Raw genomic sequence first — 23656 nt, forward strand, 5'->3', positions numbered from 1 at the left:
GGCTTGGCGCGCAGCGCCAACACACGGGCGGGCGGTGGGCTCTTCAAGGCTGGGCGCGCAGCGCGAACACACGGCGGGCGGTGGGCTCTTCAAGGCTGGGCGCGCAGCGCGAACACACGGCGGCCGCTGGGATCTTCAGGCTTGGCGCGCAGCGCGACCACACGGCGGACGGTGGGATCTTCAGGCTTGGCGCGCAGCGCCAACACACGGGCGGGCGGGTGGGCGGGATCTTCCAAACCCGGCGCGCAGCGCCAAAGGAAAGTAACCAGGTAAGTCAGTTCCCCGACCGAAGTGCCGCCGCGCAGTGCTGGCGAATAAAATCCATGTGCCTCGGCATAGCGCCAGCGCAATTGGCGATCACAGACCGAACCTGAAGCACGCGCCGCCGCGATTCCTCAGCAGATAACGCATCGCAGACCGGATCGTAGCCGCGCGGCACGACGCCCTGCCCGACGAACACGGCGAACCAACTGGTCTCAGTAAACAGCTCAGTGTCCTGACGAAAGATGCGGCCCCGACTGCGGAACAGCTCCATCCGTTGCTGCAGGCTTTCCGGAATGCTCATGGTCCTGCACTCATTCCAGAACGGCGAGTCATCGCGCGTAGTCGCGTGATAGTGAAGGATGAGGAAGTCGCGAATGCGCTCCCACTCGAAGGTGCAGGCGCGGTTGTACTCCTCGATATCCGCCGGCTCGAAGTGGCGGTCGGGAAACAACGAGAGCAGCCGTGCGATACCGCTCTGGATCAAGTGAATGCTGGTGGACTCGAGCGGCTCCATGAATCCCGCCGCAAGACCGATGGCCAGACAGTTGTTGATCCAGAATCGCTTCCGGCGTCCGGTCACGAACTTGAGCACCCGCGGCTCGGCGAGCGGCCGCCCGTCGAGATTGGCGAGCACCGTCTGTGCAGCCTCGTCATCGCTCAAATGGTTGCTCGAGTACACATAGCCATTCCCGGTGCGATGCTGCAACGGAATGCGCCACTGCCAGCCGGCGCTGCGCGCAGTGGAGCGAGTGTAGGGAACGGGCTCTCCCACGTTTTCAGACGGCACGGCCACGGCGCGGTCGCAGGGCAGCCAGTGGGTCCAGTTCTCATAGCCGCTCTTGAGTGCCTGCTCGATGAGCAGGCCGCGAAATCCCGAGCAGTCGATGAACAGGTCCGCCTCGATGCGCTCCCCGCTCGCGAGCTGCACCGACTTGATGAACCCGCTCTCGCCATCGAGCTGCACATCCACCACTTTGCCTTCGGTCCGCACTACGCCGCGCTTCTCTGCGTAGTTGCGCAGATAGCGCGCATACAGCGCCGCATCGAAATGAAATGCGTAGGAGAGCGTTGCGAGCGGCGTGTTGCCCGCCTGCACCGGCCGCATGAACCGGCCGTTGCGGGCCGCGACCGCGGGCAGTGAGTAATCGTCGAGATCGGCCGGCTCGCCGAGCGAGCGCAGTTTCAGCCACCAGGCATGGAAGGAGACGCCCTTGATGTCGGTGCCGAAAGGTCCGAACGGATGCAGGTAGGTGCGGCCGAGGGCGGCCCAGTCCACGAACTGAATGCCGAGCTTGAAGGTGCCCTGGGTCTGGCGCACGAAGTCGTTCTCGTCCAGGCCGAGCAGCCGGTTGAAGACCGAGATCATGGGAATGGTCGCCTCGCCGACGCCGACGCTGCCGATTTCTTCGGACTCGACCACGCGAATCGCGCAGTAGTCGTTCTGCAGCACCTGCGAAAGCGCGGCGGCCGTCATCCAGCCGGCCGTGCCGCCGCCCACTATGAGCACGCTGCGAATTCGCATGTCGGACACGGGCTTCCCCTGAGTTCAGTTTGGGCTGCGTTGCGCGCCATGGGTGCGGAGCGCACGTGCTGCTGTATCAAACGGACAACAAAGATCGGTAGCTGAAGCCTACGTGCTCTTGCGTCAAAATGTCCAGCGATAGTCAACGCGAACAAGGACTTCAGACCACGCCAGAACCGCAGAATTAGCCGAAATTCTCCAGGGCGAGGTTGCGCGCAAGATCTGCTACATAAAAATATTTGGACAGCGTTGTCATTCTGCCTTTAGGATATTTACCAACAGCGCAGCCAGGACGCGCCCGACCGCACAGTTAGGCGTTGGCTCCCGGCACCGCTCGTAGCAACCACGGGACAAGTGCGAAAACTTGGGGGATGACACATGCGAAAGGTGCCTTTGGTACTGGGTGGGGTAGGCATTTGCTTATCCATGTCGGCGGGCGTGCAGGCTGCCGAGACGGGCGAGCCGGGTCTGGAAACCGTTGTCGTGACAGCGACCCGTCGCGAGACGAATCTGCAGGAAACGCCGCTGGCGATCTCGGCCTTCAGCCAGGAAAGCCTGGATGAGAATCACGTCTCGACGCTGCTCGACATGCGCGGCCTCGTGCCCAATCTGCAATTCTTCTCGAACGGCGATCACGCCGTGCCGCTGGTTTTCATTCGCGGTCTAGGCACGCGCAATCAGACCGAAGCCGGCGATCAGGGCATCGCGTTCTACACTGACGGCGTGTTCTCGGCCCGTTCCCAGGGCACGACGGTGATGATGTACGACCTCGATGGCGTCGAGGTGCTGCGCGGTCCGCAGGGCACGCTGTTCGGGCGCAACTCGACCGGCGGCGCGGTGTCGCTGCGTTCGGCCAAACCCCGTCTGGACGGCTTCGATGCTTCGGGCGAAATCGCCGCAGGCAGCTACTCGATGCTGGAGCTGCGCGGCATGGCCAACGTGCCCATCACGGAAAATTGGGCCATCCGCGTCGCGGGCGCGAAGGATGAGCAGGAAGGTCAGACCGACTACGCGCCGGGCAATCAGTTTGCTTCCTCGCGCAAGTACGGCACGGTCGATCTCAGCTCGTTCAGAGTCAGCTCGCTATTCCAGCCGTCCGACGATGTTCGCTGGCACCTCGTCTACGAGAATTTCCGCAATCGCGGCACCGGCGATGTGGCCAGCCAGGACTTCGAGGATCGGGTCAACGACGCGACCGCGGCCGGCAACCTGGACCTGGATTCGGACAGCATTCGCACGCGTCTCGATGTCGGCTTCGGCGAGGGTTACACACTGAGCTACATCGGCGGCTACGCCGAGTTCAGCCAGGCGCAGATGTACGGCAACGAGCCGCAGGGCGACACGCGCAACACCGTGGACTCGTCCTACGAGGGCACGCAGCACGAGCTGCAGCTCACGAATCCGTCCGAAGCGCGCTTCAACTACACGGCCGGCCTTTATTACTTCGAAGAAGAAAACAGCATCCGCTTCGACATGCTGCACGGGAGCTGGGGCTTCACGCCTCAGGACCAGGCCACCGTGTTGTCATCGTTCGTTCAGCCGGCGCGCTCGTTGGAGACGCAGAGCGTGTATGCGCAGGGAACATTCAAGTTCACCGACGACCTGCGGTTCACCGCGGGCGCGCGCTACATCGAGGATAGCCGTGAGGATAAGGGCGGACGCTCGATCGACTGCACCTTCGGCCTGCGCGGCGATCTCCCGAGCAACCTTGCACGCAACGCGGCGGCATTGAATGGGGCGCAGGGTTGTTACTACCGCCAGTACAACGACATGAAAGGCGACTGGGACAAGACGACGTGGATGGCGCGCGGCGAATATGACCTGACCGATTCGGTCATGATGTATTTGTCGTACGAGACCGGCTGGAAATCGGGGGTCTTGCAGGATGGCAAGGGCTACGACGATCTCGTGACACCGAGCGGCACGCTCGATTTCTCGCGCAACAACTCGCTGCTGCAGAGGCCGGAAGAGGTCACCAGCACGGAGCTCGGCATCAAGACGGATTTCAGCGACTGGCGGCTGAGCGCCAACCTGTTCTACATGGACTTCACGGACATGCAGGTAACTGGAGCAGTGATCGATCCGGTCACCGGCCAGTCGACGCTGACCAACACCAACGCGGGCGGCGCCACCATCAAGGGCCTGGAGCTGGAGGCTTCGACGGGGTTGTTCGACGGCGCGGGCCAGCTCGCTGCGACGTTCGCTTATCTGGATGCGACGTACGACGAGTTCTTCGGCAACGACCAGAACTTCGGCAACGCAAACGGCCGTATCTGGAACCCCTGCGCCCTCGGCGTGGAGTCGAGCGGCGCCTGCGTCGGCAACGTGTTCAACTTCGCGGGCAACAACCTGCCGTATGCGCCGGAGTATCAGCTGACCGTGCAGTACTCGCACGAGTTCCCGCTGCCAGGCGGTTCTGCGGTGGTGCCGCGCATTCGAGCTAGCTACTACGACGAGAGTTTCCTCAGCTGGGAGAACCGCGGCGACCGGCCCGCGGGCACGCTCAATGCGGCCGATCCGGGAGAGAAGGATTTCGACCGTCAGCCGGCGTACACCATGCTGGATGCGGCCATCGCCTTCCGTTCGAGCACGGATCAATGGACCGCCGAGGCGTTCATCACCAACGCGCTCGATGAGGAGGTCAAGACCGAAGCCTTCTACGGGACGCCGCAGACGTTCTACAGCTGGGGCCAGCGTCGCCAGGTAGGCCTCCGCCTCGCGTACAAGTACAAGTAATCGGCGTCCACCAGTCATCGTTGGCAGGAGACGAGGGCACCTCCCGCCTCATCCTGCACTCAGGCACGGCCACGGATGGGCCGTGCCTTTTTTATTGGCAATGTCTATTCCGGCCGGAGCGGATCGTCATGGCATCGGACAGGTATGCTGTCCGTCACTTCTTCAGGAGTCCGCCATGGCCGAGTATCTGGTTCTGTTGCACGAAGATCCCGCCGCTACTCGCACGCTCAGTCCCACGCAGATGCAGGCGCTGATCCAGCGCTATACCGACTGGATCGACGGCCTGCGTGCCGATGGATTCGTCACCGTGGGCAAGAAGCTCAAGGACGAGGGCGGCCGTCATCTGCATTCCGAGAAGGGCAGGATGGTCGTGAGCGAGGGGCCCTACGCCGAAGGCAAGGACATCATCAGCGGTCTGTTCGTCGTGACCGCCGACAGCTACGAGCAGGCGCAGGCCCGGCTGGGCTCGGGGCCGCACCTGGAATTTGGCTGGATCGAGTTGCGCGAGATCGATGCCATCCCGTGCGCCTGACGCGAGAGGACTGGTTGCCGACCTGTTCCGTCGCGAGTCGGGTCGGCTGATCGCACTGCTCGCCAATCGCGCCGGCGTGGCGCGCATCGACATGGTCGAGGATGCCGTGCAGGACGCGCTCGTCTCGGCGATGCGTAACTGGTCGATCAACGCCGTGCCGGCGAATCCGTCGGCATGGCTCTACACAGCGGCTCGGAATGCGTTGACCGATAAGTTGCGTCGGGCCCGCTTCGAAGTGCCCGAGGAATTTACGCAGGAACGCTCGGCCGAGGCGGACAATTCCTTTCCCTCGGAACACGCCTTCAATGACGAACTGTTGCGACTGATCGCCTTCTGTTGTCATCCGTCCCTGACGCCGGCGTCGCAGCTGGCATTGACGCTGCGTCTGGCCTGCGGCTTGAGCGTCGAGGAAATTGCGCATGCGTTGCTGACGTCGTCGCAGTCCATCGTGCAACGTATCGTGCGAGCCAAGCGCGAGCTGCGCGATGCGGATGTGACTTTCGACATCGCCCCGCGAGAGCTGGTCCAGGAACGCTTGCCGCGCATCCTCAATGCGATTTATCTGTTGTTCGACGCGGGCTATCTGAGTCCGCGACATCCGCAATGGTTCCGGCCCTTGCTCTGCGACGACGCGTTGCGCCTGGTGAGGATGCTGGCCGATCATCCGTTGACGGCGGAGCCCGAAACACATGCGTTGGCGGCGTTGTTACATTTGACGGCGGCACGCTCGCCGGCCAGAGTGGACGACGAAGGTCGTCCCGTGCCGCTGGCCAAGCAGGATCGTTCGCGCTGGAATCAGGCAGCCATCAACGCCGGGATGGAGTTCTTTTCACGATCCATCCGCGGCGAGGCGCTGACTCGTTATCACATCGAGGCGGCGATCGCGACCGTGCATGCCGGCGCCGCCAGCATGGAAACAACCGACTGGGCGCAGATCGTGCGTCACTACGATCAGTTGTGCGAATCATTCCCGAGCCCGGTTGCAACTTTGAACCGGGTCATCGCGTTACGCTACGCGCGTGGTGCGCAAGAGGCGCTGCTGGCGCTGCGGGCCAGCGATGAGCTGCATGCAATTCAGGACACGATGGTGTACCACGCCACGATGGCGGAACTGCATGAAGCCCTCGAGGAGCACGATCAAGCGGCGGCCGCATTTGGCGCGGCGGCCGAGCTTGCGGAGAGCGATACGCTGGCCGAGCTGTTCCGGCGCCGTGCGCGGGCGGTGAAGAAGTAACGATCCTTTGAGTCATGACGCTATTGGCGGTCATCGTCGAGACATCGTCCAAAGTTGCGTCCACGTCGGCGCGGCTGGCGAAGGTGCGCGAGCTGGCCGCCTGTCTGCGACAGTTCGAGGCGGATGAGATCGTCATTGGCGTCGCCTATCTCTCCGGAGAAACGCCGCAGGGGAAGTTCGGCATCGGCTACTCGGTGCTGAAGATCGCAAGCGCAGCGGCCTCAGCGAGCGAGCCCGCATTGTCCGTTCTGGAAATCGACCAACGGCTGACCGAGATCGCGAGCATTCGCGGGGGCGGATCGACATCGCGCCGCGCCGATGCACTACGCGAATTGTTTTCTCGCGCGACCGAGGCAGAACAACATTTCCTGATGCGCCTGCTGATCGGCGAACTGCGCCAGGGCGCGCTCGCGGGCGTGATGGCGGATGCAATCGCGGCGGCCGCCGACATTCCAGTGGATAAAGTCCGGCGCGCGGCGATGTATGCGAAGAGCCTCGGCGCTGTTGCGCACGCCGCGCTGGTTGAAGGTGAAAACGCGCTGGCGAGCTTTCAGTTGGAGCTGCTATCGCCGGTCGCGCCCATGCTGGCGCAAACGGCGGCCGATGTTGGCGAAGCGTTGGAACAGCTCGGCGAAGACACTGTCTTCGAGTGGAAGATGGATGGTGCGCGCATCCAAGTTCACAAAAGCGGCGACTCGGTTCATATCTATACGCGCAGCCTCAACGATGTGACGGCTGCAGTCCCCGAGATCGCGGAGCTCGTGAAAGGGTTGCCGGCGCGCGAAGTCATCCTCGATGGCGAGGCGATTGCCTTCACTGCGGCGGGTCGACCGCATCCATTCCAGATCACCATGCGTCGTTTCGGACGCAAGCTCGATGTCGAGAAGCTGCGCGCCGAGTTGCCAATGCGTGCTTACTTCTTCGATTGTTTGCGCCTGGGCGAGGAGAGTCTCGCCGATCGACCGACGCGCGATCGCTACGAAGCTCTGGCGCGGGCCGTTCCAGCGGATCTGATCATTCCAAGATTGGTAACGGCGTCCGAGGACGAGGCCAGTGCATTCTACGACGCTGCACTGGCCGCCGGTCACGAAGGCATCATGGCGAAAGCGCTATCGGCGCCCTACGAAGCGGGCAATCGTGGCGCGAGCTGGCTCAAGATCAAGCGAGCTCACACGCTGGATCTGATCGTGCTCGCCGCCGAGTGGGGGCATGGCCGGCGCACGGGCAAGTTGTCGAACCTGCATCTCGGTGCGCTCGATCCGGCGACGGGCGAGTACGTCATGCTCGGCAAGACCTTCAAAGGTCTCACGGACGCGATGCTCGAGTGGCAGACGAAGGAGTTCCTGGCGCGCGAGACTCATCGTGACGATTGGACCGTCTATATCCGCCCGGAGCTGGTCGTGGAGATTGCGTTCAGCGACCTGCAGGCGAGTCCGCGCTATCCCGGCGGGCTGGCGTTACGGCTGGCGCGAGTGAAACGTTATCGCGATGACAAGCGGCCCGACGAGGCCGACACGATGGTCTCGGTGCGAAAAATATTCGAAGCGCAGAGCGCGGCGCCCGCCGCCTGATCTCTCGAGCATCCCTTAAGGGCACTGTCGCCGACTCTGACAGAGCCCGAAGTCTGCCACGCACGCGTGTGTAGTAAACGGCTCGAAAGACTCATTCTCAGAGCCGAACCGTTTTTGGATACTGCGCCGCTCGACGAACTCATAAATCAACGAACGCAGGAGAATCATGAATAAGAAAGTTTTGGCTGCGCTGTCCGCGGGACTCGTGGCGCTCCCCCTTGCCGCCAATGCCGTGCCGGTTTCGTTTGGCGCGTTGTCGAGCGACGACGACGGCAGCACGGCAATCATCACCGACAGCTTGAACAACTATGAATGGCTGCGGTGGGACGTGCTGGGCGATCTGACGTACGCGGAAACATTGGCAGCGATTTCGAGCGGCGGTCAGTACGAAGGATGGCAGTTTGCCCGTAACGGTGAGGCGCAACTGTTCACCAATGCCTTGCTGCAAGGCCTGACCAACGCCTGCACGGCAGTCGGCTCGGACACGTGCAATAGTACCCTGCCCAACGTCTTGACCGACCTGCTGGGGAATTCGGGCCCCGGCGGCCTCAGTAATATGGTCGGCTTCCTTTCGGAAGATAACGTTCAGGCGGGCTTCCTCCAGTACACCCACGAAGGCGATCTTGGCGGTCTGTTCAAGGCCAACGACGTGGCGGATGTCGCGCTCATGGATGCGGCCGAGAACGTGGGTTGGCTCCTCTACCGCGCTGGCGGCAATGTGCCACCCCAGACGAACGTGCCCGAGCCGGGTTCGCTGGCGCTCTTTGCGGTCGGGATGGCGGGAATCGGCGCGATGCGCCGGCGTCGTCGCGCGTAGTTCAAATCATCGGTCGGTACGCAACAGCGCCGCCTGCGGGCGGCGCTCCATGCCTCGCATCGGTTGCAACCGCCAGTAGGTGAGCGAGCGCCACAACCATTCCGCGGGTCCATAACGGAAGTGCCGCAGCCACAGCGGGCTCCAGATCAGCTGTATCGCCCAGATCGCCGCAACCACGTAATACAACTCATGTCTCGCGAGCTGGCCGTACCAGGCGAGACCGGCGCCGGTAAAGATGAACAGGCACAACAAGCTTTGCGTCAGGTAGTTCGTCAGGGCCATCTGCCCGACGGCGGCAAAGGCGCGCGCTGCGTTCGCGAGCCAGGGCGTCCGGCAGATGATTGCAATCAGTCCGAGATGTCCGAGTGTCATCGGAATCCGGCCGAGATCGTAAGTAAGAAGGGCATTCATCATCGCTTCGGCCGAGAAGCCGCCACCCTCCAGTTCGCGGACCTCGGCGGCATTCACGATCAGTCCGATGGCGTAGCCGATCACAATCATCGCCAGGTAGGTGCGGTTCGAGCTCGCGCCCGTCAGCACGCCCCATTTCAATAGCGCCATGCCCAACAGCATCATGCCGAAGCACTCGACGATGCCGTGTCGAAAGAAGAACACGCTTTGCATGAACCAGGTGTCGCCCCGAAGCACGGCGAAGGCGGACGCGTAGCTGTCACGGACGTTGGCGACATAGGCTTCCAGGTTCTCGCGCGCCGGTTGGAACTCGGCCTGCAGGGCGGCATAGGCATCGATGGCTTCCTGATCGCCGTCGGCCAGCGGCTCGCCCGCTGCCCGCCGTTCATTCGCCGCCTGTGCGAGCGCCTGCGTCTCATGGAAATCCAGCCACTCGCCGGCCGAGATCGCGGTCTGAAAGAACATGAACACGGCGGCGAGGATCAACAGGCGCTGTGGCGAGAGATCGCGGAATACGAACAGCACCAGGCCGGCGAAGCCGTAATAGAACAGCACGTCGCCGCTCCATAACAGCACATAGCCATTGACCAACCCGAACACGATCAGCCACAGCGTGCGTCGAAAATACAAATCGGCCGGTCGCAGATCGTTGGCGCGTGCTGCGTGACGCTGTAGAAACAACAAAGCGCTGGTGCCGAACAGGAGCGTGAACAAGCCGCGCATCGTGCCTTCGAAGAACAGCGCCATGACGCGCCAGACGGCCAGATCGGTCGCTGAGTTGGCGCCCCAGACCGTCGGGTTGTCATAGGCATACGGCAGCCCGAAGCCGGTGATATTCATCAGCAGGATGCCGAGCACGGCGATACCACGCATCGTATCGAGCATGCCGATGCGATGGTCGTCGGCTACGGCGGCGGGTTGGGAAGACATGACAGGGTTACGGTACCCCCGCGACGCTACGCCATAAAGCGGGTTTTGGGACTCGTGAGGCGCACCCGCGTCGGACGATTCCGGCACAATAGCGGCGTCGCCGTCCTTGGGAATCTCACGTGAGCTTGCAGTTGTCCCCCGCGCTGATCATTTTCGTCGTCACCATCGCTACCAGTCTGGTCGGCCTGTTCGGCAATACCAAGGTCATCGAGCACTGCATCTTCCGGCCGTACTGGTTCCTGCGGCGTCGTCAGTACCACACCATCGTGACGAGCACCCTGGTGCACGGCGACCTGATGCACCTGATCTTCAACATGGTGACGTTCTGGGCGTTCGGCTTCCTGCTGGAGCGCGCGATCGGCTGGGTTCACTTCCTGACGTTATATTTCGCCGGCATGCTGATCAGTCATGTCGGCACTTACATCAAACACAAGAGCGACCCCGAATACGCCAGCCTCGGCGCGTCCGGCGCGATCCTGGCAGTCCTGTTCGCGGCCATCGTGCTGTTTCCCGACAACTCGCTGTACATCATTCCCATCCCGGTGCCGATTCCGGCGCCGTTGTTCGGCATCGGTTTCCTCGCCTATAGCTGGTGGGCTTCGCGCAATCCCCAAGGTCGCATCAATCACGACGCTCATTTCACGGGCGCCATCACCGGCCTGGTATACGTCGCGCTGGTCGCGCCCGAGGCCTACCGCTATTTGTTAGCTAATTTACTGTGACGTTTACTGCGACGTTTTCGAGTTCGCGGCATTCGTTGTATACGCGCAAATCATTGCGCTGCACTATGAGGTGATGCGAAAAAGCGGCAGCGGAAAAGTATGCAATCCAAGCAGATGCATACTGCTATAGACGTTCAGTATATAGACGTATTGGCGTTGCCATGATCGGTGTTACGTTCCGACCTTCTCCCAGCGGAGGTCACGATCATGGAAAGAAGAAAGATCGATCGTTGGAGCGCCCGTCATTTGTCCGCAACGGCCAGCGTGTGTGTTGCCCAGGCAACACTCATGGTGTGCGCCAGCTCGGCTTGGGCCGGGGAACAGCCCGAAGAAGTCGTCGTCACCGGTTCGCGCATTCGCCAGAATCCGGTGGAAAGCGTCGCGCCATTGCAGACGGCCACCGCGGCGGATATCGATCGCAGCGGTGAAATCTCGGTAGCCGATTATTTGCAGCGATTGCCCATCTCGGGCTCGGCCATCAATCGTTCCAACAACTCCAGCGGCAATCTTGGCTTTCCACCGGACGGCGGCGGCATCGGCGCCGGCGCGAGCGAGATCGATCTGCGCTATCTCGGTGCCAAACGCGTGCTGGTCCTGGTCGACGGCAAACGTTGGGTGCGCGGCTCGTCGGCGAGCGGCGTGTCCGGTTCAGTCGATCTGAACACGGTGCCGACCGCGGCCATCGAGCGCATCGAAGTGCTACAGGACGGCGCGTCGCCGATCTATGGATCGGATGCGATTGCCGGCGTGGTCAACATCATCACTCGCTCCGATTTCAGCGGCGCCGGTTTCGAGACGAACCAGGGAATGTTCGATGAAGGCGACGGTTACACTCAGGACTACAGTGTTTCTTTTGGCGCCGGCGCCGAGCGCAGTCGCGCCTTCTTTGCCGCGAGCTACTCGCGGCAGGACGCGGTGTTCTCGAAAGACCGCGAGTTGTCGCGCGAGGTTATTTTTGGAGCGCCTCCCGGAGTCGGTGGCAGCTCGGGCACGCCGCAAGGACGCTACATCTTCCTCGACCCACGCGGTGACGTGGACGGCGATGGCGATCCCGATGTCATCAATCTCGCGCTCAACACCGGTGCGCTCAACGATGGCACGACGCTGCCGGCTTACGATCCAAACAATCCCGCCAGCGGCGACTTTCATGAGTTCGGCACGGCGGACCGTTTCAACTTCCGGCCGTACAATTATCTGGTGACGCCGAACCGGCGCGTGAACCTGTTCGGCAAGGCCGAATACGATGTTGCGGACAACGTGCTGGTCCGCTTCACGGCGGCGTACACCAATCGCAAGTCGAGCAACCAGGCGGCGCCGAATCCGCTGTTCCTCGGCTCCGATGCCGGCTCCGGCTTCTACTTCGACAATATCTTCATTCCGGCCGACCAGCGTTACAACCCGTTCGGCATCGATCTGGATGGCACCGACAATCTGATCACGATCGGCCGGCGTCCGCTGGAGGCCGGGCCGCGCATCTTCGATCAAACCGTCGACACCTGGATGGTGTCCGGCACGTTGAGCGGCGACCTGCAGTTCGGCAACAAGCCGTTGTTCTGGGATGTGAGTTTGAACTGGGGGCGCAACAACGCTTCACAGCAGGGTCACAACATATTCAATTCGCGCAAGACCGCGCTGGCGCTCGGGCCGGAGGCTGCCTGTCTGGCCGTGCCCGGCTGCGTGCCATTCAATATTTTTGGCGGTCAGGGCGCGAACGGCGAGGGCAGCATCACGCCGGAGATGCTCGGATGGGCAACGTTCACGCAGAGCGATCAGAGCGAGCAGGAGCTGAATGACGTCATCGCGAACGTCAGCGGCGACTTGTTCGATCTGCCGGCCGGTGCATTCGCGTACGCAGTGGGCTTCGAATATCGCAAGGAGTCCGGCTCGTTCACGCCAGACGCCGCGGTACAGGCAGGAGAGACTGCCGACGTGCCGGCGCAACCGACGGATGGTCAGACGCGAGTACGCGAAGCCTATCTCGAGTTGCGCGCGCCGGTGCTGGCGGAGGTGCCGGCGTTCAAACGGCTGGAGTTGTCGGCGGCAGTGCGTTACTCCGACTACGACAACATCGGCAGCGACAACGTTCTGAAGGGTGGCATCTACTGGCGCGTCATCGACGATCTGGCGTTGCGCGCCAGCTACTCCGAAGGCTTCCGGGCGCCGAACATCGGTGAGTTGTTCAATAGCGGCTCGCGCTTCGACAGCAACATCAACGATCCCTGCTCCAATTATCTGGCCAACCCCTCGGCGACGGTGCGGACCAATTGCGCGGCGCTGGGCGTGCCGACCTCGTTCACGCAGATCAACCAGCAGATCAGCGTGCAGACCGGCGGCAACGAAGAGCTGCAGCCCGAGACGTCGGAAACGATCAACATCGGTTTCGCGTACAACCCGTCGTGGGCCGAGAATGCCGACTGGATCGACCAGCTCACCTTCGACGTCAATTACTACGACATCAAGCTCGAGGACGCGATCCAGGCGTTGTCGGCGCAGAGTCAGCTGACCAATTGTGTGAACACACTCACGCCGTTGTTCTGCGATGGCATCGTGCGCGGACCGGGCGGATCGATCACCGCGTTCGCCAATCAGCTCACCAACATCGGCCGCATCGAAACCGACGGCTTCGACTGGACGGTACTGCTCGCGACGTCCGAGGGCAGCTTCGGCTCGTTCCGTTTCCAATGGGCGAACACTTACCTCGCCGGCTACAAGGAGTTCACGTTGGGCACCAACGGACTGGTAGCCACCGAGCGTGCCGGCATCGAAGTCGGATCGCCGACGCGCGGCTATGTGCGCTACAAGTCCACGCTCGCCGTCGACTGGCTGTTCCATGACTTCATCACCTCGCTGACGCTGCGCTATCTGAGCGATCTCACCGAGATCTGCCCCGGTACGCTGGTCGATGCCGGTGTGCCAGAGGTGTGTTCCGACCCGGTGAACCTGACCAACGAGATGAAAAGCAAGGTCTTCACCGACCTGCAGCTGAGCTGGACGCCAGCGGTCTTCGATCAACAATTGCAGGTGGCCATCGGCGTCAACAACGTCCTCGACGAAGATCCTCCGCCGTGCCTGAGCTGCGATTTGAACAACTACGACGGCACGCTCTACCCGGTGCCCGGCAGGTATTTCCATGCCCGAGCCGCGCTCAAGTTCTGAGCGCGGCCGTTTCGACAATCTGGGAGGATCCAATGAGCAAGCACAATGACGTGATCTTGATCGCGATCGCTTCTGCACTGGGATTGGCGATGACGCCGCGAAGCGCGGCAGCAGCCACGCCCGCAGCAGCCGACACGAATATTCTGGACACCATCGTCGTCACCGCGCAGAAGCGCGAAACGGCTTTGCAGGACGTGCCGTTTTCCGTCGCGGCCGCGAGCGAGACGCAGATCCGCAACTCCGGTTCCGACAACATCGTCGACCTGTCGCGCAACTTCGCGGGGTTGACCATCACCGATCTCGGGCCCGGCCAGAGCCAGGTGGCGATTCGCGGCATCAGCGCCGGACAGGTGGTGCGCGATCAGCCGGGCGTGAAGGAATCCGTCGGCGTCTATCTCGACGAGTCGGCGATCTCGGTCGCGCTGTTCACGCCCGATCTGGATCTGTTCGATCTGGAGCGCTTCGAAGTGCTGCGCGGCCCGCAAGGAACCTTGTTCGGCGCGGGCTCGTCGGCGGGCACAGTGCGTTACATCACGCGTCAGCCGAAGTTGGGTGAGTTCGAAGGCGCGGTCGAAGTGGGTGGCTATACCGGCACCGATGCCGATTGGGGCGGCGCCATCAAGGGCATGATCAATGCGCCCATGGGACAGACCACGGCACTGCGACTGGTCGGCTACTACAACGAGCAGGCCGGCTTTATCGATTCATTCTATCCCGGTCGCGCCGTCCGGGAGGATGTCAACAGCGGTGAGAAGAGCGGCGCCCGCGTCGCGCTGCTCATCCAGCCCAGCGAGCAGATTGCCATCACGCCGCGCATTGTTTATCAGAAGCTGGAGACGGACGGGTATCCCCGCATCGACGTCTATAACATTCTCGGCAACCCCTACACGACGACCGAGCCGCCGGTGAATCCCGGCGAGCGTGGTCAGGTCACGCAGATCCGCGAAGGCATCGACGACGAGCTCACGCTTGCCGATCTGAAGATGGAATTCGGTCTCGGCGGCGTCACGCTGACTTCCGTGAGTTCCTACACCGACCGCGATCTGACGGTGCTGCGCGATGCGAGCCAGCTGAGCGGCAGCGTCACATTGACATTCAGCGGCATAGCCGAAATTCCCGTGACCTCGGCGGACGTGCGCCTGAACTCGCCCCTCTACGATGTGACTTCGCTCAAAGCGTTCAGTCAGGAACTGCGGCTCGCTTCCGACGGAGGCGGTTCTTTCGAATGGCTGGTCGGCGCCTTCTATCAGGACATCGATCGCGACTACGGGCAGAGCCTGCCGACGCCCGGCTACGATGCCTTGCTCACGCGCTTGGGATTCCCGACCAGCGCCGGCTTCAATGCGCCGCCCGATACGCCTTATTTCTCGAATGTGCCTTACAGCTTCCGGCAGTACGCGGTGTTCGGTGAAGGCACAATGCACTTCAACGAGCAGTGGAGCTTGACCGGCGGACTGCGCTACTACGATTTCAAGGAAGACCGGACCCTGACCTTCGCCGGTGCGTTCGCGGACTTGGGCTACACGAACCAGCCGGGCTCGACCGACTCGGACGGCTTTTCGCCGCGCGTGATTCTTTCTTTCGAGCCGGACGACGATGTGTTGCTCACGGCGCAGGTGGCACGCGGGTTCCGTTTGGGCGGCATCAACGACCCGCTCAACGTCTCGCTTTGCACTCCTGACGATCGCGTGACCTACGGCGGTCAGCCGACGTTCGGGGACGAGAAAGTGCTGAACTACGAGCTGGGCGCGAAGACGCTGCTGGCCGACCGGCGAGTCACGTTGAACGCTTCGGTGTTCTATTCCGATATCGACGATCTGCAAGTGATCGCCGACGCCGGCTCCTGCTCGTCGCGCATCGTGCTCAACGCCCAGGCCGAGGCGCTAGGCGCAGAAGTGGAACTATATGCGCGGCCCGATGAGCACTGGGACTTCGGGTTGTCGGCGACCTATGTACAGGCAGAGATCACCGAGTCGCGGCTGAATGCGAGCGGCGTGCCGATCGCGGGCATTCGCGACGGCAACCGGCTGCCGACGTCGCCGGAGTTTCAGGCAGCGGCCAGCGTTACATACAACTGGGCGTTCTCGACGGCGTTGGATGGATTCGTGAACCTTACTTTCCAGCACGTGGGCTCGTCCTACACACAGCTGGCGGACCAGGAACCGACGACCGGTTGCGTGGGTTGTGCCGGAGCGCCGGGCTTCTTCCCGTTCGGCGACCCGACGATCTCCCAGTTCACCTTCGATCCGGAGCTGCCCAGCTACGATCTGGGCAATTTTCGCTTCGGCGTGAAGTCGGAGGTGTGGGAGGCGGCGGCGTATGTGAACAATGTGTCGGACGAACGTGCGTTCCTGTCGTTGGATCGCGAGCGTGGCTTTCGCGCCCGCGTCGGTTATCTGACCAACATGCCGAGGACTTACGGCGTGTCGTTGCGGATGAACTTCTGAACCTGCGTAAATATTGCCTAACTCGTTTCGCTGGACGCCGGCTGCCCGCCGGCGTCCCCCAGTACCGGCGTTGAGCGGGTATCATCGCCGCTCATCTTTCGCCGAGGATTGGGAATGTCAGGTCTACGTCGCACCCTGTGCGTCATCACGATGCTGGCCGCGCTGGCCGGCTGCGATCGCTCGCCCAAGCCGAATGCTCGAGCCACCGAGCCGCCGGCGCCGGTCGTCAACGTCGAGTGGACCAAGTACGTCGATGAGTTCGTCGACGGCTACTTCCGCGCTCATCCCAGTTTTGCGGTGGCGCAGGGCAAACACGAGTTCGATGGCCAGATGCCGGACTGGAGCGCCGAGGGCATCAAGAAAGAGATCGCGCGACTCGAGCAGATGCGCGCCAAGGCAGTCGGCTTCAAAGACGACAGCCTGATGCCAGAGGAACGGTTTCAGCGCGACTACGTCGTGAGCCGCATCGATAACGATTTGTTCGCGCTGCGCGACATGCGCCAGCCTTTCACCAACCCGGCCTGGTACTTCGACTCCGGTTTGGATCCGAGCACCTATGTCACGACGCCGTATGCACCCGCGGATCAGCGGGCGCGCGCATTCATCGCCTATGTGAAGCAGGTGCCGAACGCGCTGGAGCAGATCAAAGCGAATCTGCAACTGCCGTTGCCGCGGACCTTCATCGATTTCGGCGTCGCGAGCTTCGGCGGCTTCGTGGATTTTTATCGCAACGATGTGCCGCAGGCGTTCGCGGAAATACCCGACGATCTGAAGAAAGAACTGACCGCCGCGATCGAGCCCGCCGCGGTGGCGATGGAGGATTTCGCAAAGTGGCTGGAATCGCAGCGTGCGACGGCCAACGACAATTACGCGCTTGGCCCCGAGCGCTTCGCGGCCATGTTGCGAATGACGGAGAACGTCGATGTGCCCCTGGAAAAGATCGAGGCAATCGGTCGCGCCGATCTGGAGCGCAACCTGTCTGCGCTCAATGAAGCGTGCAAGGCGTTCGCGCCGGGCGCGAAGATCGAGGAGTGCGTCGCTCGCGTGAAGGCCGACAAGCCCGAGGGCGGCGCCGTCGCGGGGGCGCGAGCCCAGCTCGAGACCATCAAGAAGTACATTCTGGATCACGACATCGTCAGCATTCCGGGCACCGAGGAAGCGAAGGTCGAAGCAGCGCCGGCGTATCGACGCCAGAACTTCGCGTACATCAACATTCCCGGGCCGTTCGAGAAGGAACTGCCTTCGGTCTACTACATCGCGCCGCCGGATCCGAAGTGGTCCAAAGCGGAGCAGGACGAGTACATCCCCGGCAAGGCCGATCTGCTGTTCACTTCGATTCATGAAGTGTGGCCGGGCCACTTCCTGCAGTTCCTGCATTCGAATCGTTCGCCGTGGCGATTTGGTCAGTTATTCGTCGGCTACGCCTTCGCCGAAGGCTGGGCCCATTACGGCGAAGAGCTGATGATCGAGCATGGCATCGCGGCCACCGAGCCGGAGCTGCACATCGGCCAGTTGCTGAACGCGCTGCTGCGGAACGTGCGTTACATGTGCGCAATCGGACTGCACACGCAAGGCATGACCGTTGCCCAGTGCGAACAGATGTTCAAGGAGAAGGCGTTTCAGGATGCAGGCAATGCGCGACAACAGGCGGCGCGCGGCACTTACGATCCCGGTTATCTGAATTACACGCTGGGCAAGCTCATGATCCGCAAGCTGCGTGACGACTGGTCCGGCAGTCGCGGCGGACGCGAGGCGTGGAAGCTGTTCAACGACGAGTTCCTGTCGTACGGCGGTCCGCCGATTCCGCTGGTGCGCTCGCAGATGATGCCGGGGCCGGCGGGCGAGCTGTTTTGAGGTCGCCTACTTCGAGGTGGACAGCGCGCGCAGGTCCCGTGACATCTTGATCGCGTCTTCGAGGCCGCTGTAGTAGCCATCGACGCGATCGGTCTCGCGGTAGCCCAGCCTTGCGTAGAAATGGCGCGCCTCACGCTTGATGGCGCGCACTTCCAGCCGCACCAGGAACAGGCCGGCGACCATCGCCGTCTCCTCCACCCACTGCACCATGCGCCGGCCGATGCCTTGCCGGCGATATTCGTCCGCGACGCCCAGCAATGCGATGTGCGCCGACTCGTCGCCGTACTGGGCGAGGATGAATCCGGCCAGACGATTCTGATCGCGCGCAATCACGGCAGCGCTTTCGCGCTGGCGCATCAGGCTGGCTACGCGCCGGGGCGTCCAGCTCCAGGGCAGGTCGGCTTCGATCAGGTCGCGCGACAGGTGGGCAATGGCAGGTGCATCCCCCATGCGCGCTGGACCAAGAGTGACGGTGCTCATCGGTGTCGATAGTAACCAAATCCGGCGCGGCTGAAAGCCGCCGGGACTCTCAATTGGGCATTCCTGCAGGTTGTTCGCGTTCAGGTGGGGATGTGGTTTCGGCGCCGTGACGCGGCCGGCGGCTGGCAAAGAAATATTTGCTCTATGATGCGATCCATGTCGCATCTTCTTCAGATACTGATCGCCGCCGTGGCGCTGGCCTTCGGCGTTGGCCTGGCGCAAGCCGAATCCCTGCAGGACGGGCCCTATGTCATCCGCGCCGCCGACGGCAGCTGGCGCTCACGCTGGGTCGAAGCGGCCAGCGAGGGTCCGCAAGTACGGGATCAGGCCGTCGAGATCGGCGATGCAGTGACCCTCGCGGCTGTCGGCTCGTTGCCTGCGTTCGAGGTGAAATTGCGCGCCCCGGCGCAGCCGGCGGACGATGAGATTCGCGTCAACCCACGCACGCCGATCTTCGTGATGGCGGATACGCACGGAGAATTCGAGATCGCCGTGCAGCTCCTGCAGCGGCACGGAATCATCGACGAGCGCCTGCGCTGGTCGTTCGGCAAAGGTCATCTCGCTGTGCTCGGCGATGTGTTCGACCGCGGCCCGAACCAGACCGAGCTGCTGTGGTTGATTTACAAGCTCGAAGCGGAAGCGGCGCGGATCGGCGGCGGCGTGCATCTCGCGATCGGCAATCACGAGTCGATGGTGCTTACCGGCGACGATCGTTATCTGAATCCGAAATATCGACGGGTCGCTGCGCTGCTTGGCGCCGATCGATACACATTGCTCTGGAGCGAGCAAACATTACTCGGCCAGTGGTTGCGTAGCAAAGCCGCCGTGTTCCGGCTCGGCCAATATCTGTGTTTGCACGGCGGCATCTCGCGTGAGCTGGTCGATCGCGGGCTGACGTTGTCGGCTGTGAATCAAACAGTGCGCGGCGCCTTGCTGGAGCCAGGCGCATCCGCCGATATGCAAACCGAATTCGTGATGGGTCAGAACGGGCCACTGTGGTATCGCGGTTATTTTCAGGACGCGGCTCGCAAAGGCGGCTTCAGGGTCGCGGAGCAAAGTGACATCGAGCTGATTCGCGGGCGCTTCGGCGTAAAGGCAATTCTGGTTGGGCATACGACCGTGCCGGCCGTCACTTCTCTATATGGCGGACGCGTAATCGCGGTGCAGGTTTATCCGCATCGGGATGAGCAGACTCAGGCGCCCGTAATGGAAGGTCTGATGATTCGCAAGGACGGGCAGATGTTTCGAGCGCGCGTCGACGGCAGCAGCGAAATGTTGCCCCGCTCTTGATGCGGGCCCAACGCCTGCGGTGCGGTTGCCGTTAGTTCGTAGAATTTTTTTCGCACCCCCAGGGTTCATTTCCGAGGGCTACCGGATCTATACCAACAAGCAGCTCATTCGAAACTGCGAGTCCGCTCCCGGGTCCGATGTGATCGTGCTGGTCTCATGTCAATCTGTGAGCCTGCCTGTGAGCGATCGAGGCGAGTAAGGTTTTGCGAGTTGGCCCGTTGTTCCTTGGCTAATCGGTGTCCTCCTGCAGGCCCTGGCACAACGATCTCTCAACACTGACGCCGCGATCGTTCACAGGCTTCTGTTCGGGGCTCCGCCATCAGAGCCCACCCTAACGCTTCTTACTTATGCCCAGGTGCTGCGCTTCGGTCGCGATTTGATCCATGCGCCGAGCGCCAAGCCAATCAGCACCAGGGCGCCGCCGGACAACAACCAGCGCAACATCACATTGCGCTTCAGGTCCTGCACTTCGTCGGTCAGCTGCGTGACCTGCGTGGTCAGCGACGCATTGCTGGCCTTCAATTGTTTGTTCTCTTCGAACTGCGTGATCGCGGTAGCCGAGACGCGGCGAATCTCCGCCAGCTCGGTTTGCAGTTTCTGATTTTCTTTGGCGAGCTCGTTGGCTTTGCCTTCGATCTCGCTGCGTGCACCGCGCACGTCCTGGTAATTGTCGCGAGTCGATTTCAGCTGCGCTTCGAGGGCCTCGACGCGCTTGGTCGCGGCGGCGAGTCGGTCCTTCGCGACGGGTTGACCGACCAGGTACTGAGTGGGTAACCATCCCTCCGTGCCATTCGGTGTGCGCACCTGCGTGAACCCCGCGGCCTTGTCTTCGCCGAGCACTTCCAACGCGAGACCGGTCGGCAACGCGGCGTTGATGATCTTGTGGCCGTTCGATGGGCCGCGACGCAGAGGAACAGTCAGCTCATCGGAGATATACATCGTCGCGGCGAAGGCGGACGCCGGTCCTAGCACCAGCAGCAGCGCTAGCAGCACCTTTCTCAACATCAGCACGAATCCTTATAGGTCTAGTTGCTGCCGATCTGTCGGCAGACGCGAACTATAGCGAAACTGAACCGCAATAACGGCCTGATCTGAACCCGTTCGCCAATTGGCGACAGTTACGCTGGTAGGTATTTCTACAGCGCTAAAAACCGCGCATACAAAAGAAAAGGCGGCTCGTGGAGCCGCCCTGTAAGAGTTGCCCGCTCAGCGAGCTGACGTAAATTTAATCGTCGAGTGCCGCGGTCTTCTGGCTCCGCGTGTCGGTGGTCTCGTCGAGATAACGGAAGCGCACGAAGCCGATGCCCATTTCTTCGAAGGTCTGATCGCCCCAGCGCACCGGCTTGCTCGGATCGGGATTCGCGGGATTCTGCGTCGAGTTGTCCCAGCTGAAGCGCCACACCAGCTTCGAACCGGCCGGGATGGTTTTCGGCTGGCGATATTCGTACACCGTCTGCCAGTTGAAGTCGTACTTGGGCACGTTGAGCAGAATTTCTTCGCGCCCATCCGGATAAACGGCAGTCATCGTGCCGGCGCGGCCACGCAGGTGCGAGTGGGGCATGATGTTGTAGATCAACATGTCGCGCTGAATTGGGCGCGTCACCGTGGTGGTGTGTTCCTTCGCACCCGGCGGAATCTCGAACTTGAAATCGGTCAGCGCCGTGAGATGCAACGGATATTTCGGCGGGTTGCTGGCTTCGCGGAAGTAGAAGCCGACCTTGCTGTGATCCGTGACGGCTTTGCCGTTCGGCGTGTAGTGCATCTGGAACACGAAGTCCGCGTCCTTCGGGAACAGCACGCCGGTGTCTTGCGGATAAACGATCGGCTCCATGCCGGGCGCGAAGCCTGCAAGATTGCCGCCGCTGCGCTCGCCGGTGGAGCCGGCGACCACCGGATCGTTGGCGATGATGTGATGAATCGCCTGTTTCGCGCCCGGATGAATTTCGACCGCGGTAATCCACACGTCGCGGCCGAGCGGGTTCTTCACGCGCGGATACTGATATTCGATGACGCCAGTCGCGGGAATGTCGTACGCGGGGATTTCAACGATCAGGTCCGGCTTGCCATGTTTCCATTCTTTGATTTCCGGCTTGACCGCCAACAGCGGATCGTCGCCGCTGCCGCGAGGCGCCCCTGCTTCGATCCAATGCACCAGCAGTTTGCGCTGATCGCTGGTGAGGCCGCGCGCGTTCTCGAACGTGCCGTAATGAGGATCGGCATGCCACGGCGGCATGCGTTGAGTGCGCAGCACTTCGCGAATCATCGGCGCGAAGCCTTTCACCATGTCGTAGTTCGTCATGGCCCACGGGCCGACGCCGCCAACTTGATGACACACGACGCAACGGTCTTTGAGCAGCGGTGCGATCTCCTTCGAATAGGAGATCTGGTTGTGACTCATCTTGCGATCGCGCTCGGGGAAATTGACCAGGCAGCCCACGCCGTCGGCCTGCGGTGTCTGCACCGGCTTGCCGGCGAGCACGGCATCGAGCGCATCGGTCAGATAGTGATGCTTCGCCGGACGTTGGCGCTCATAAGAGAGCCGGTCATCCATCGGGCCGCGATATTTGAGCTGCCAGCCCTTGGGATCGATGACGAACACTTCGGAAGTGCGCACCACACCGAGCGCCTCGCCAATGAGCTGCGAGTCATCGAGCAGGATGGGGAAGTCGATCTTGAACTCGCTCGCTTCCTTGGCGACCAGCTCGCGCGTGTCCTGCAGGTTCGAATTCAGCAGCAGGAACTCGACGCCTTGGGCCCGATACTTCGCGCGTACCTCGGCGAGCGCCGGCAACGCCTGGCGCACGATGGGGCAGCCATTTCCCTGCACCATCAGCACCACGGCCTTCATGTCCGAGAGGTAGTAGAGCTCGTGCGATTTGCCCTGCTGATCGAGCAGGCGGAAGTTGTCGACGACCTGGCCCGGCTCGACGGCCACAGCCTGCGTGGTCAGTCCGATGGTCATGATCAGGGCGGCCAGCGCCCGCTTCGCTGAATCTTTCATGGCACCCCCAAACGACATCCTTGGTCCGGCTATGGACAGCATTGTCAGCGAGGGCGCGGCGGCGGGCACTCTGGCCCCGCGTGAAGATTTGTCAGTTCTTGTGTCCGATCAGTATCGGATGACGGTCCGCGCCGCCTGGCCTTCCCAACGGAAGTCCTTGATCAGATTGAGATCGATGAGCACCGCCAGGGCATCGACCCGGTAGCCCGCGAGCAGGCACAGATCGGCCGCGGCGGCCAGGGTGCCGCCGGTGGCGAGCACGTCGTCGATCAACAGCAGCCGGCCGTTTCCTTGCTGCATTTCCAGCACACCCTCGCCGTACTCGAGCTGGTACGGGATGCTGACCACCGGCGGCGGCAGCTTCCCCTTTTTGCGGATCGGCACGAAGCCCTTGCCATGCCGAAGCGCCAGCGCCGAGCCGAGCATGAAGCCGCGGGACTCGATGCCCGCAACAGCGTCGATCCGCTCCCATTCCTCGGCGCTCAGCAAGCCGCTCATCGTCTCGATGGTTGGCCCGAAATGGCTGCGCAGTAATGGGGCAATGTCGCGAAAAATGATGCCCGACCGTGGGAAATCGGCGACATCGCGGATGAATTGTTTCAGATCGGTCATGAGGTCGAGGTCGGTTGGGGGCGCGCTTCAGGTAGACTCTCGGCCCCAATTATCGACCATGTCGCCGCTTTTCGCTG

17 protein-coding genes are annotated in these 23656 nt (G+C 62.2%); 10 read left to right on the forward strand and 7 right to left on the reverse strand.

The window, feature by feature from the left end; translation table 11 throughout:
- Positions 1 to 89 precede the first annotated feature (89 nt).
- Complete coding sequence (locus GYH35_RS14685) at positions 90 to 236, reverse strand: hypothetical protein (RefSeq protein WP_161828862.1); 147 nt, start codon at positions 234 to 236, stop codon at positions 90 to 92.
- Positions 237 to 274: 38 nt separating this feature from the next.
- On the reverse strand, positions 275 to 1786 hold the full coding sequence (locus GYH35_RS14690) for a tryptophan halogenase family protein (RefSeq protein ID WP_161811363.1): 1512 nt from the start codon (positions 1784 to 1786) through the stop codon (positions 275 to 277).
- 378 nt (positions 1787 to 2164) lie between these two features.
- Between GYH35_RS14690 and GYH35_RS14695 the strand changes: the two genes are divergently transcribed.
- From GYH35_RS14695 to GYH35_RS14715, 5 genes are all read left to right on the forward strand, one after another.
- Positions 2165 to 4522 (forward strand): TonB-dependent receptor, encoded by a 2358-nt coding sequence (locus GYH35_RS14695; RefSeq protein WP_161810672.1) that lies wholly within the window; start codon positions 2165 to 2167, stop codon positions 4520 to 4522.
- A gap of 175 nt (positions 4523 to 4697) precedes the next feature.
- Positions 4698 to 5054, forward strand: coding sequence for a YciI family protein (locus GYH35_RS14700; RefSeq protein ID WP_161810673.1), 357 nt, complete (start codon positions 4698 to 4700; stop codon positions 5052 to 5054).
- Positions 5035 to 6288 (forward strand): RNA polymerase sigma factor, encoded by a 1254-nt coding sequence (locus GYH35_RS14705; protein WP_161810674.1) that lies wholly within the window; start codon positions 5035 to 5037, stop codon positions 6286 to 6288. The genes GYH35_RS14700 and GYH35_RS14705 overlap by 20 nt, the downstream gene beginning before the upstream one ends.
- 14 nt (positions 6289 to 6302) lie before the next feature.
- Positions 6303 to 7859: an ATP-dependent DNA ligase gene (locus GYH35_RS14710; protein WP_161810675.1), complete on the forward strand. Its 1557-nt coding sequence runs from the start codon at positions 6303 to 6305 to the stop codon at positions 7857 to 7859.
- 166 nt (positions 7860 to 8025) lie between these two features.
- Entirely contained in the window at positions 8026 to 8676 is a 651-nt protein-coding gene (locus GYH35_RS14715; RefSeq protein WP_161810676.1) for a PEP-CTERM sorting domain-containing protein, read from the forward strand.
- 6 nt (positions 8677 to 8682) lie between these two features.
- Here GYH35_RS14715 and GYH35_RS14720 read toward each other — a convergent pair whose 3' ends face one another.
- Positions 8683 to 10017: a DUF418 domain-containing protein gene (locus GYH35_RS14720; protein ID WP_161810677.1), complete on the reverse strand. Its 1335-nt coding sequence runs from the start codon at positions 10015 to 10017 to the stop codon at positions 8683 to 8685.
- A gap of 119 nt (positions 10018 to 10136) precedes the next feature.
- Here GYH35_RS14720 and GYH35_RS14725 point away from each other — a divergent pair, with 119 nt between their 5' ends.
- The 4 genes from GYH35_RS14725 to GYH35_RS14740 all read left to right on the forward strand — a co-directional run bounded on the left by GYH35_RS14725 (position 10137) and on the right by GYH35_RS14740 (position 18196).
- Complete coding sequence (locus GYH35_RS14725) at positions 10137 to 10739, forward strand: rhomboid family intramembrane serine protease (RefSeq protein ID WP_202624333.1); 603 nt, start codon at positions 10137 to 10139, stop codon at positions 10737 to 10739.
- Between the two features lie 207 nt (positions 10740 to 10946).
- Entirely contained in the window at positions 10947 to 13895 is a 2949-nt protein-coding gene (locus GYH35_RS14730) for a TonB-dependent receptor plug domain-containing protein (protein WP_161810678.1), read from the forward strand.
- A gap of 32 nt (positions 13896 to 13927) precedes the next feature.
- A complete protein-coding gene (locus tag GYH35_RS14735) occupies positions 13928 to 16342 on the forward strand; it encodes a TonB-dependent receptor (protein WP_161810679.1) in 2415 nt (804 codons plus the stop codon).
- 114 nt (positions 16343 to 16456) lie between these two features.
- Entirely contained in the window at positions 16457 to 18196 is a 1740-nt protein-coding gene (locus GYH35_RS14740; protein ID WP_161810680.1) for a DUF885 domain-containing protein, read from the forward strand.
- Between the two features lie 6 nt (positions 18197 to 18202).
- On the opposite strand, the gene GYH35_RS14745 is transcribed toward GYH35_RS14740, so the two are convergent.
- Positions 18203 to 18676, reverse strand: a complete 474-nt coding sequence (locus tag GYH35_RS14745) for a GNAT family N-acetyltransferase (protein WP_161810681.1) — start codon at positions 18674 to 18676, stop codon at positions 18203 to 18205.
- A 156-nt stretch (positions 18677 to 18832) separates the two neighbouring features.
- On the opposite strand from GYH35_RS14745, the gene GYH35_RS14750 reads away from it, so the two are divergent.
- Entirely contained in the window at positions 18833 to 19966 is a 1134-nt protein-coding gene (locus GYH35_RS14750) for a metallophosphoesterase (protein WP_161828863.1), read from the forward strand.
- A gap of 345 nt (positions 19967 to 20311) precedes the next feature.
- Here GYH35_RS14750 and GYH35_RS14755 read toward each other — a convergent pair whose 3' ends face one another.
- The 3 genes from GYH35_RS14755 to GYH35_RS14765 form a co-directional block, all read right to left on the reverse strand.
- Positions 20312 to 20971: a TIGR04211 family SH3 domain-containing protein gene (locus tag GYH35_RS14755; protein ID WP_209005389.1), complete on the reverse strand. Its 660-nt coding sequence runs from the start codon at positions 20969 to 20971 to the stop codon at positions 20312 to 20314.
- 220 nt (positions 20972 to 21191) lie between these two features.
- On the reverse strand, positions 21192 to 22967 hold the full coding sequence (locus GYH35_RS14760) for a redoxin domain-containing protein (RefSeq protein WP_161810684.1): 1776 nt from the start codon (positions 22965 to 22967) through the stop codon (positions 21192 to 21194).
- 108 nt (positions 22968 to 23075) lie between these two features.
- Positions 23076 to 23579, reverse strand: a complete 504-nt coding sequence (locus GYH35_RS14765; protein WP_161828864.1) for an adenine phosphoribosyltransferase — start codon at positions 23577 to 23579, stop codon at positions 23076 to 23078.
- Positions 23580 to 23656 lie beyond the last annotated feature (77 nt).

Origin of the sequence: Steroidobacter agaridevorans, from assembly GCF_009932555.1 — a bacterium.
GTDB classification, from domain to species: Bacteria; Pseudomonadota; Gammaproteobacteria; order Steroidobacterales; family Steroidobacteraceae; genus Steroidobacter; species Steroidobacter agaridevorans.

Bases quoted from the DNA above. Each gene is read 5' to 3' on its own strand.
- GYH35_RS14690 (WP_161811363.1), bottom strand. From the start codon at position 1,786: ATGCGAATTCGCAGCGTGCTCATAGTGGGCGGCGGCACGGCCGGCTGG.
- GYH35_RS14695 (WP_161810672.1), top strand. From the start codon at position 2,165: ATGCGAAAGGTGCCTTTGGTACTGGGTGGGGTAGGCATTTGCTTATCC.
- GYH35_RS14700 (WP_161810673.1), top strand. From the start codon at position 4,698: ATGGCCGAGTATCTGGTTCTGTTGCACGAAGATCCCGCCGCTACTCGC.
- GYH35_RS14705 (WP_161810674.1), top strand. From the start codon at position 5,035: ATGCCATCCCGTGCGCCTGACGCGAGAGGACTGGTTGCCGACCTGTTC.
- GYH35_RS14710 (WP_161810675.1), top strand. From the start codon at position 6,303: ATGACGCTATTGGCGGTCATCGTCGAGACATCGTCCAAAGTTGCGTCC.
- GYH35_RS14715 (WP_161810676.1), top strand. From the start codon at position 8,026: ATGAATAAGAAAGTTTTGGCTGCGCTGTCCGCGGGACTCGTGGCGCTC.
- GYH35_RS14720 (WP_161810677.1), bottom strand. From the start codon at position 10,017: ATGTCTTCCCAACCCGCCGCCGTAGCCGACGACCATCGCATCGGCATG.
- GYH35_RS14730 (WP_161810678.1), top strand. From the start codon at position 10,947: ATGGAAAGAAGAAAGATCGATCGTTGGAGCGCCCGTCATTTGTCCGCA.
- GYH35_RS14735 (WP_161810679.1), top strand. From the start codon at position 13,928: ATGAGCAAGCACAATGACGTGATCTTGATCGCGATCGCTTCTGCACTG.
- GYH35_RS14740 (WP_161810680.1), top strand. From the start codon at position 16,457: ATGTCAGGTCTACGTCGCACCCTGTGCGTCATCACGATGCTGGCCGCG.
- GYH35_RS14745 (WP_161810681.1), bottom strand. From the start codon at position 18,676: ATGAGCACCGTCACTCTTGGTCCAGCGCGCATGGGGGATGCACCTGCC.
- GYH35_RS14750 (WP_161828863.1), top strand. From the start codon at position 18,833: ATGTCGCATCTTCTTCAGATACTGATCGCCGCCGTGGCGCTGGCCTTC.
- GYH35_RS14755 (WP_209005389.1), bottom strand. From the start codon at position 20,971: ATGTTGAGAAAGGTGCTGCTAGCGCTGCTGCTGGTGCTAGGACCGGCG.
- GYH35_RS14760 (WP_161810684.1), bottom strand. From the start codon at position 22,967: ATGAAAGATTCAGCGAAGCGGGCGCTGGCCGCCCTGATCATGACCATC.
- GYH35_RS14765 (WP_161828864.1), bottom strand. From the start codon at position 23,579: ATGACCGATCTGAAACAATTCATCCGCGATGTCGCCGATTTCCCACGG.